The organism is Pseudoalteromonas sp. Of7M-16 (assembly GCF_022347805.1).
In the GTDB taxonomy this organism is placed as follows: domain Bacteria; phylum Pseudomonadota; class Gammaproteobacteria; order Enterobacterales; family Alteromonadaceae; genus Pseudoalteromonas; species Pseudoalteromonas luteoviolacea_F.
Window position 1 is genome coordinate 1 of record NZ_JAKRFY010000054.1, and the last position, 2327, is coordinate 2327.

3 protein-coding genes are annotated in these 2327 nt (G+C 38.2%); all 3 read right to left on the bottom strand.

From position 1 onward, the window contains the following. Positions 1-213: hypothetical protein (locus MHN81_RS27880; protein WP_239427367.1), on the bottom strand; the 213-nt coding region annotated here is incomplete at its 3' end. A gap of 175 nt (positions 214-388) precedes the next feature. After that, a complete protein-coding gene (locus tag MHN81_RS27885; protein ID WP_239427368.1) occupies positions 389-1219 on the bottom strand; it encodes a hypothetical protein in 831 nt (276 codons plus the stop codon). Further along, positions 1219-2136, bottom strand: a complete 918-nt coding sequence (locus MHN81_RS27890; protein ID WP_239427369.1) for a DUF637 domain-containing protein — start codon at positions 2134-2136, stop codon at positions 1219-1221. Before MHN81_RS27890 ends, MHN81_RS27885 begins: the two co-directional genes overlap by 1 nt. Positions 2137-2327 lie beyond the last annotated feature (191 nt).

The following is a 2327-nucleotide window of genomic DNA, read 5'->3' on the forward strand; positions in this document are numbered from 1 at the left end:
GCCGTTAGCACCCTCTCTTGCTTCTTTCTTTATGACAACTTGGCCCGCTCGATAGGTAAAATGAACACCTTGTGCTTCTATGTATTCATTTCTTTGTTTAAGCCGACGGTAGTCATCAAATTGTTGGAACACCCTGCCAAATTCATCAAATGTTGACAGTTGTACAACACACTGGCTGCTATCGACTGATGCAAGAGATGGAGATATGCGCACATCTTTACTAGAAGGGAATTGGGGTGGATGTCAACTGTATTCTTATTCCTTGCTATTGCCATAAAAAAAGCCATCCATACTTTAACGTTCAGTAAAGCATAGACGGCTTATTAGACTATTCCCAAATTTGGTTGGGTGTCACATGTATTTCACAACATGTATTTCACCTTTGACCTTACTCAAAGAAATTTAAAAATGCACCATATTTTTCATAGTTAAAAGTTTTAGTTAAACTTCTTGATCTTATATCAAAGGATATTACTTTTCTAACCTCCGATAGATGCCAAAAAGAAAACTCTCTCTTCGTACCAAAAACATTATCTTCAACTAGTTTTATAAGGTTTACTCTTGCCAAATCCTCTGAAATTAACTCAACCTTTTCACCTTTATAAACAAAGTAATATTTTCCAAGTTCACTTCTTGCTAGTACTCCCTGACTGCCAACATCAACAAGCTCTAATTCATTAATCAGACTTTGAAAATTATACCTCCCTCCCACACTTTTAAAAACACCAATACCATAAGGATACCCAAGGGATATATATAATTTCGAATTATGAACTTTCGCTAAAAATGGCTGCATATAGCTCTGACTAGAAAACTTAGACTCAACACCAATTATTGGGGTTATAACCTTAGTGTTAAAATCATATAAACAGGGGTATTTATTATCACAAACAAAAAAAATAATTTTTTCATTAATAACATTTAAACCTTTCCCATCTAAATCTACTATAATCTCCCCAGATTGAGCGTCAACAAGGTAGATCTTTCCTAAACCATTATTATTCGTCACCTCAGCTATGTATGATACTTCATCGAGTAAAAATACTTTATTAACCTGACCAAATTCAGTCAATGTTTCGACGTTGAAATTTTCCAGCTTCTTTCCGCTCTGAATATCAACAATCGTAAGAACATTGTCTTTTAAGAAAGATCCTTTTAAAGAAGCTGCTTGCGCATCAGCCGTTACAATAATAAATAATATAAAGATTAGCCTAATCATTAATACCGTCCGTTTGATAATAGCCTTCTTGTAGCAGAGGCGTAGTCTTGACAATTATGAGAAAAAAGTCTGTAGTCACTAGCAGCCCAACCATTGCCTGCATTATAATGATTCTTAAAAGAGTCCACATTAAAACTAGAGCCTCTAGTAAAAGCTTTGCTGCTATAGTAAAAGTCTCCAATTGAGGTCTTATTTAATTCAAAATCATCACCCACCCCATACTTAGCACCTGTAAAACCTCTATTATGAAGCGCACCATTCTTATCTATTATGAACATATGTTCATGTAATACTTCTTGGTTGTTAATGTCATTAGCTCTAGTTGAACCACTTTCGATATACGCAAATCCACCAAGCTCTCTTTTACCATAAAATATTTTAGTTTGTCCTTTTTTCCAGCCATACTTTTCTTTAAGGTCATCTAAAGTCGTAGGCCCTTTGTCCCAAGTAAGTGCAGCCCTCGCTTCCTGATTCAACAAATGCATCATCGCAGCACTCCTTGCGCCATTTGAGAACTTACCACCAGTAAGCGCACTCGCTGTACCACCAACAATAGCCGCTATCGCTGTCCGCCCTGCAATTGCTGGCCATGCACGGTTATTCAAATTAAACCCGGCATTACCCATTGCCATCTTGGTAAAGCCAGCCGAAATAAATCCATGGCCGAATTTACCACCTGACAGGACACTAGATACTCCACCCACAACTGCATGACTTCCAGCCCATTGCAATTGCTGGCCCAGTTCCAAGTCTCCGAATGATAAATTTGATCCTGGCTTAATACCGAATTCAGCTTTAAAGTGTTTACCTATTTGCTGGAATGCGAGAGCAGAGACCGCCGCAATAGCACCACTCTTTAACGCAGAACCAACATCCCCCGTCACAGCATAGCTTTGCGCAGTATTGTATATCCCCAAACAAGTCGGCGCCGCTGCATTACATGCTATCCCAATCCCAACCTGAACAGCGGCATTAAGGACTGGTACTTTAGCCAGCGTTCTTAAAATTGTAACATTAACATGACACCCAATCCTATTTATACCACAACTACATCCCTGCTAGTTTCAAATCAGAAATAAACCTCTAAAAAATGCTCAATTCGCGTCGA

What these genes read in the sequence shown, in the direction of transcription:
- MHN81_RS27885 (WP_239427368.1), bottom strand. Translation starts at nt 1,219, where the DNA reads ATGATTAGGCTAATCTTTATATTATTTATTATTGTAACGGCTGATGCG.